Below are 6,650 nucleotides of genomic sequence, written 5' to 3'. Positions count from 1 at the left end.
TGGGAGCCGTTCTGGGAGTAAATGGGGCTCTGTATGCACTCCGTAAAAAACTTTACGTACCTATTCCACCAGAAACAATCAATGACGACTTCCTGATCGGAATGCAGGTTCATCTGGGCGGACACCGACTTGTATATGAAGACGCAGCATTTGCTATCGAAGAATCAGCACCATCGGTCCAGGCGGAATTCCAGCGACGGACCAGAATTGGCACAGGGGCTTTTCAAAGCCTGAGAAACCTCAAAGGACTCTTGCACCCGAAGCATGGCTACCTCGCATTTGCATTCTGGTCACATAAAGTCCTGCGTTGGTTCTGCCCGGTCTTTATGTTTATTGCTTTAATTACCAACCTCTGCCTGTTCGCAAATCCGTTTTATCAGGTTACCTTGATCACACAACAACTATTCTACCTGACAGCATTGATTGGCATCCACTTCGTCAATGGAGAACGTCACCTCAAACTCTTCCGAGTTCCCGGTATGTTCGTGCAAATGAATTATGCCCTGGTAATCGGCCTCTTTCGCTGTCTGCTCTTCCAGCAAAACGGTACATGGGAAAGAACCGATCGTATACCTTCCAGTGTATTACCAGTTGATGATCAGAATTTAACGGAAACGGATTTCACACCTGCTGAACCAGAAACCTCTACCACAGACTTAACTTCATTCTCAAAAGCCTAAGCCTAATGACATCTTTCCTGATTGCTTCTATTTTCGTTTGTTTAATGTGTTTGATTGGCCTTGCAGGTTGTATCTATCTCGCAATCCGTGCGCGCAATATGCAGTATTGGCTTCCCAGCTACTATCGTTTAAAAAAGAACCAACGCTCGCTTCCCTTCACTCCTGAACAACCCCGACATATTTTCATCGCGGTCTGTGATCATTTCGAACCAGAATGGGGTAACCCAACCAAATCTGAAGCATTGGCTCGAGTAGACCGATGGTGTGAGGAATATCCGGCTCGTTTTTCCAAGTTCAGCGATTCACGTGGACAGGTCCCTCAACACACATTCTTTTTCCCACAAGACCAATATGCCCCCGAGTATCTTGATCGATTGGCAACACTCTGCAAACAAGGCTACGGTGATGTTGACGTACATCTGCATCACGACCACGATACGGCGGAGGGACTTCGCCAGAAAATGAATGAATTTCGCCAGACACTCTTTGATCGGCATGGATTACTACGAAAAGATCCCGTTACCGGGGAAATCGTTTATGGATTTATTCATGGCAACTGGGCACTATGCAATTCGCGGCCCGATGGTCGCTGGTGTGGTGTCGATAATGAAATTGAAGTCCTGCTGGAAACAGGCTGCTATGCCGACCTGACGATGCCTTCCGCTCCCAGTAATACACAGACCCAAATCATCAACAGTCTCTATTATGCAAAACAACGCCCAAATCAAACCAAATCACATGATCAGGGTAAACTTGCCAGTGTCGGCCAGTCTCCCGAGCAGGACAGCCTGCTGATGATCCAGGGACCACTTCGTCTCGACTGGAGTCAACGCAAATGGGGAGTGCTGCCACGGATCGAAAACTCCGATTTACATGCGGGTCGACCAGCGACTTTAAAACGATTTCAACACTGGCTGGCAGCCGACGTACAAGTAAAAGGTCGTCCAGACTGGACTTTTATCAAACTGCATACACATGGTGCCAAGACTGGAAATATCGACACCCTGTTGGGATCGGAAACGGAGGCCTTCCACACAGAACTACAGCAGGAAGCAGCCCAGCATCCAGAATGGAAATATTATTATGTAACAGCCTGGGAAATGGCAGCCTTGATCCATCAGGCGGAACAGGGACAAACGATTCCTGATTTCGAAGCCATCGAATCGAACCACTCTTCTGAACCCCAGTTACAGGTTTGAACGACGAGGATCGACGCTTCTATTCTACTTTTTTAGAATTCTACAGGATTTCACTCTTTTCCAGAGAGTTCCTGATGGAAAACGCAATCTGCTCAAATTCGCATTGACCAAATTTTAGAGATTTGTCATTATCCGCAACGAAAGTGTCAATAGCGAGTATTTGCCACTTTCATTTTTGATATTAGCGATGGGAGCAGCCAGATTCCTTGCATGCTCCTGAAATGAGTCCATTCATTGTTGCCCGCATTGATTACCTACGATTCTTTGAATTTATCTCACATTTCGTTTCTTAATTTTCGATGCACCCACTGGCTAAGACGCTGCTGGCAGGTTTTCAACAGGAATAAATCCAGACTCATATAAGTTTCAAGGAGGAAACAAAATGAGTGTCACATTGGTACATACCGGCGTGTCGCATACTCGGATTGAGTATTGTATTTGGGAAGCACTAAATCAGGCTTGGCCCCATTCATCTACCATAGGCCGTTTTGGTAGCGGTTTCTCTCCTGAACGCCCCATTACTGTTGATCAGTCAGATTTAATCATCAGCACCAGCCTGGAAGCTGCTGCCTCGATTCAATGCAATGAGAATCAGTTACACATGTGTTATCTGGAACCACGTTCCAGCGACCAGACTCCAATAAATCAGCAACTGGTGAATTCCTTAACCAATGTCGAGTTTGTAGTTCCTACGAAAACACTTCAAAACCTCAACCGCGACCGCTTTACCTCGTTCGTCAAACCACCTGTCGACACAGACTTCTTTTGTTCAGGCTTTGAAAAACGTAGTGAGTTTTATCTTCTCGTTGTAGATGGTCAATGGACCTCAGAAGATCAACTTGCCGTAGATGCCTGCCTGGAACTGAAACAAAACTTGTCGATCATTGGAATTTCATCGGATCAACTCCCTGCCAATTTACAAAATCAACCCTTGATTGAAATTATAGGTCCTGTAGATGACCAGAAATTACGAGAGCAATATCGGCTCTGCTCAGCGGTAATTTGTCCGCGCGATGTCGACTTTGACCTGTCTGCCATTGAAGCACAAAGCTGTGGCACCCCTGTCGTTATCTATGCCAATTGTGAAGCTGCCAACTCAGTTCTCTGTTTTGAAGAGAATGGCCTGGGAAGTGGAATTCATTTTGATGAGCAAAATGTAGCATGCCTGAGCGCAGCGATCCGGGAACTAAAAATACGACCACAACGCTGTCAATCAGTCATTGGCTGGTGCTGTGCGGCTCAATATTCCTATCAGCAGTTCCAGATTTCTTTTAATAGTGCCATCACGAAAGAAATCGCTTATCGAATTAAAAAATCGAAACCACAAACTCCCGTGCAGGATCAAGGCCCAGCCGAAGACCGCGCCGCTGCGTAAAACTGCTATTTTAAAGTCTCAAGATAGGATATCAGATCCCGCATTTCTTGTCGGGTCAGTTTTTTTCGATCCATAGCACGCGCAATGACAGATAGACGAGCCCTAATATTGCCGCCCTGATTCCGGGTCTCATCCTTCAGTAACATCTTCCCACTTCAAAACTGGCACTGCTTTTCCTGAAGACAGCGCTGCCTGATCTGCCAGATCCCCTGGTTCTGACGACTGTAGTCTCTTGAGAATTTGTCGCACACTTTTATCTTTGCTAAACGGCTTCTGCTGACTCTTCAAGGAGGATGCCCGCAGAGAGTGACACCATAGCTTCACTACGAATTTGATCGGTCACCCCCTCGACAAAGATCACGATCTCATCAGCTTTACCATCGCCATTTTGATCTGACAACACCAGAACCCAGTCACTATCGGCTCGATGATATCCCTCCGGTGGAAAATGCGTGTTGCTTTCGATCGCCCAGACCCGGCTACATTCATCAACGTCAATTCCCGTGGGCATCACAATCTGGGGGTTTTCCGCAAAGAGTTCTATCTGGAGACGATCATCTGAAGAATGAGGGAAACTCTTTGTTTCGTCAGTTTTCTGAGCCAGCAAAACCGATGATCCTGTGAAAACAAGTATCAAGAGTGCCAAATGACATTTCAGATAGAAGTGCATTACAATTCCTCTCAAACTCATTTTCAGATATAGAGTTACAATTTAATAAGCGTTGACGGATAAAAATCGAAAACAAAGGATTCCCCTTATTCCGACGAGCAGAAAACCATACTTCCCTAACTCAAAAGACAGCTAATATTTCCCAAATCAGAACCCAGACACCTCATTTTCTCAGTTCTATCTATTTCACACAACTGGATCGGGTTGTGTAAATCTAATGACGCATTCATTCCGACGCTTGTCGTAATCTGGATTCCCCAAATGATGCGGCCGATACCTATTAGAGAAAGTATATGCACAACCACAATTTTCTCGGGTCGCCACCGATTCTGGTCACTTATTGAGAACACAAATTGATCGCCATTCAAGGATGAAGACGAGTTCATGTCAAACCAAACAATTGAGTCTCTGGAAATACGTGTTAAAGAGCTGGAAGCTCAAGTGGATGATTATCAAAAACAATTGATCCATGCACAAAAAATGAGTTCCGTCGGAGCATTAGCTTCTTCCATCACACACGAGTTTAATAATATTCTGACAACCGTCATTAACTATGCCAAACTGGGGCTGCGCCATAAAGATGAAGAACGTCGGGAAAAAGCCTTTACCAAGATTTTATCAGCGGGCCAACGCGCTGCTAAAATCACAACAGGTATGCTTTCATACGCTCGTGGAAGCGAATCGCGGCAGGAACCGGTTGATCTTGTGCTGCTAGTGAAAAGTGTCGTTGCACTTGTCGAAAAAGACCTTCAGATGAACCGCGTCAACTTGCACACTCATTTTGACTCGAACCCGGAAGTCGTAATGAATCCGAACCAGATTCAACAGGTGCTTGTCAATCTCATTGTCAATGCACGTCAGGCGATGCCCTCCGGTGGACGAATTGACCTGGCAGTACGTGTCAACCAGGAATCTAATCTGGCTGAAGTAATTGTCCGCGATAGCGGCGATGGAATTCCCGCCGAAAAATTAAAGCATATCTTTGATCAGTTTTACACGACCAAAGAAGCTGATGAAAACGGTCAGGGAGGTACTGGTTTGGGATTATCTCTGGCGAAAGAAGTCATCGAAGCCCATAAAGGCAGAATCCGGGTAGAAAGTGCCCTCGGCAAAGGAACAGCGTTTACTCTGAAATTCCCAGTCACAACGACAGCCATTGAAGCTGCCTGAACGATAGGATTCTCATTCCTGACAGAATTCATCTGGACTTGATATGGAATAGAGTTTTTTCCGTGTTTCCATTGAATTCCATAAAACGTTAAGCTATATACTCTTATTCAACGGCCGGAGTGGCGGAATGGCAGACGCGCTGGATTCAAAATCCAGTGGGGGTAAACCCCGTGTGGGTTCGAGTCCCACCTCCGGTATTACAATAAAACCCGATAGAAATGGTCTCAAAACCATTCCTGTCGGGTTTTTTTGTAATTCTAGTTACCTATCAGCAAGAAACCAGCTCCCACCCAAAGAGACTCAAAGAGCCCAATACGACGGAACCCCGCGTTCCAACATTTCCAGCCCCCCTTAAATGTTCCCTGATCCACCGAGGCGGCCAGCGCCGAGGCAGATGGCTATGAAAAAGCTCAATTCGATATATTGGCTTCGCTTCGTCATTCCTATTTTCGATCACCAAGAGCTATTGAGTTGTGTAGCAATTGAACATGTTTTGCCCCCCCGAATTTTGTTGCGGGACAATTCGACTCTTTTGATCTGTTCGTTATATGAAGTCCGGGTTTCTGGCACATCAGAGGAATGGTCATTCCAAGGGAGAGGTGAACCTTGGCTTCCCGGAGTTTAGAAATAATCTGTTCGGATGAATGACGTTTCGTGGGCATAATCGCCTCCTTTTTAATGGTCCAGAAACCTGAATTGTATATCAAGCTCTGGATTCGGGTAAAGGATGCATGTCAAAAGAATGAGTAGTCTTCGCCGAATTATGATCACTCACTTTTGCCTAGCAAACTAGAAAATACGCATATATGAAAATCGCTACGTACAACATCTTGAAAGGCGGATCGTAGCGGTGCCATTGGCAGCGAATGATTGAAGACCACAGTATCGACCTGCTCTTTGTTCAAGAATCGTTCCCACAGGATGAACATCTTCCGCCGTTGCTCTTTCCTCAATATCGAAATCACTCGATCGGGGCGAACGCCTCTCCAAACCAATGGGGAAGCGGCATCTTCTCAAGGAGCGGCGTTCTCTCACCAATCGTTTTATCACTGGGATGGCATTTTCGTGCCACGCAGATGGCAATCACAACTAGCCACTTGTAATGTTCTATCAGGTGACGAGTGAAATCAATTGAGCGATCATAATCCAGTGGTGGCTAGGTTTTTGGAAGAGGATGAAAGGTAGACAATGGGCGTATGAGCAAATCTGAGTCAGTAAAACTGCATTCCAACATTTGGAAACTGGATGGCGAGAGTTATTACTTATCTGCAAAACAGTTCAAGAAGTAGAAGCCGAAATGGAGGTAGATGCGATCTTGAATAGTGTCGGACAACTAGTAAGACTATAATAAACTAAAAAAAGGACTACTCATGAAACGAACGATAATCTTTGTAGCGATGTTCTTCTCGATAGTCACTGTATCCTTGGCCGAAGAACGTATTCTCTTCAGCTTTGATAATCCTGAATCTGCCAAACCGTGGCAGACCGTGAACGACGGCGTAATGGGCGGGCGTTCCGATGGTCGCTTCAAAATTAATGACAACAAGAACATGGAA

At 45.7% G+C, this 6,650-nt stretch carries 6 protein-coding genes and 1 tRNA gene; 6 read left to right on the top strand and 1 reads right to left on the bottom strand.

Annotation, left to right across the window (positions count from 1 at the left end):
- The 3 genes from Q0668_RS03930 to Q0668_RS03920 form a co-directional block, all read left to right on the top strand.
- The coding region (locus Q0668_RS03930) for a glycosyltransferase family 2 protein (protein WP_298860135.1) at window positions 1–680 on the top strand (680 nt) is incomplete at its 5' end.
- Between the two features lie 5 nt (window positions 681–685).
- A complete protein-coding gene (locus Q0668_RS03925; protein ID WP_298860132.1) occupies window positions 686–1,879 on the top strand; it encodes a hypothetical protein in 1,194 nt (397 codons plus the stop codon).
- A 382-nt stretch (window positions 1,880–2,261) separates the two neighbouring features.
- Window positions 2,262–3,254 (top strand): glycosyltransferase, encoded by a 993-nt coding sequence (locus tag Q0668_RS03920; protein ID WP_298860130.1) that lies wholly within the window; start codon window positions 2,262–2,264, stop codon window positions 3,252–3,254.
- 262 nt (window positions 3,255–3,516) lie between these two features.
- Here the strand turns inward: Q0668_RS03920 and Q0668_RS03915 are convergent, their stop codons facing one another.
- Window positions 3,517–3,924: a hypothetical protein gene (locus Q0668_RS03915; RefSeq protein ID WP_298860128.1), complete on the bottom strand. Its 408-nt coding sequence runs from the start codon at window positions 3,922–3,924 to the stop codon at window positions 3,517–3,519.
- A gap of 384 nt (window positions 3,925–4,308) precedes the next feature.
- Here Q0668_RS03915 and Q0668_RS03910 point away from each other — a divergent pair, with 384 nt between their 5' ends.
- The 3 genes from Q0668_RS03910 to Q0668_RS03900 all read left to right on the top strand — a co-directional run.
- The gene (locus Q0668_RS03910) at window positions 4,309–5,094 is read left to right on the top strand and encodes an ATP-binding protein (protein WP_298860126.1); all 786 of its coding nucleotides are present in this window, start codon (window positions 4,309–4,311) and stop codon (window positions 5,092–5,094) included.
- A 113-nt stretch (window positions 5,095–5,207) separates the two neighbouring features.
- Window positions 5,208–5,291 (top strand) — tRNA-Leu (locus Q0668_RS03905).
- Between the two features lie 1,173 nt (window positions 5,292–6,464).
- A partial coding sequence (locus Q0668_RS03900; RefSeq protein ID WP_298860124.1) for a CIA30 family protein occupies window positions 6,465–6,650 on the top strand: 186 nt, incomplete at its 3' end.

Source organism: uncultured Gimesia sp., from assembly GCF_937910335.1.
In the GTDB taxonomy this organism is placed as follows: Bacteria; Planctomycetota; Planctomycetia; order Planctomycetales; family Planctomycetaceae; genus Gimesia.
The sequence above is the reverse complement of the archived record's forward strand: the minus strand, read 5'-3'. Positions and strand labels throughout refer to the sequence as shown.

Bases quoted from the DNA above. Each gene is read 5' to 3' on its own strand.
- Q0668_RS03920 (WP_298860130.1), top strand. From the start codon at position 2,262: ATGAGTGTCACATTGGTACATACCGGCGTGTCGCATACTCGGATTGAG.
- Q0668_RS03915 (WP_298860128.1), bottom strand. From the start codon at position 3,924: ATGCACTTCTATCTGAAATGTCATTTGGCACTCTTGATACTTGTTTTC.
- Q0668_RS03925 (WP_298860132.1), top strand. From the start codon at position 686: ATGACATCTTTCCTGATTGCTTCTATTTTCGTTTGTTTAATGTGTTTG.
- Q0668_RS03910 (WP_298860126.1), top strand. From the start codon at position 4,309: ATGTCAAACCAAACAATTGAGTCTCTGGAAATACGTGTTAAAGAGCTG.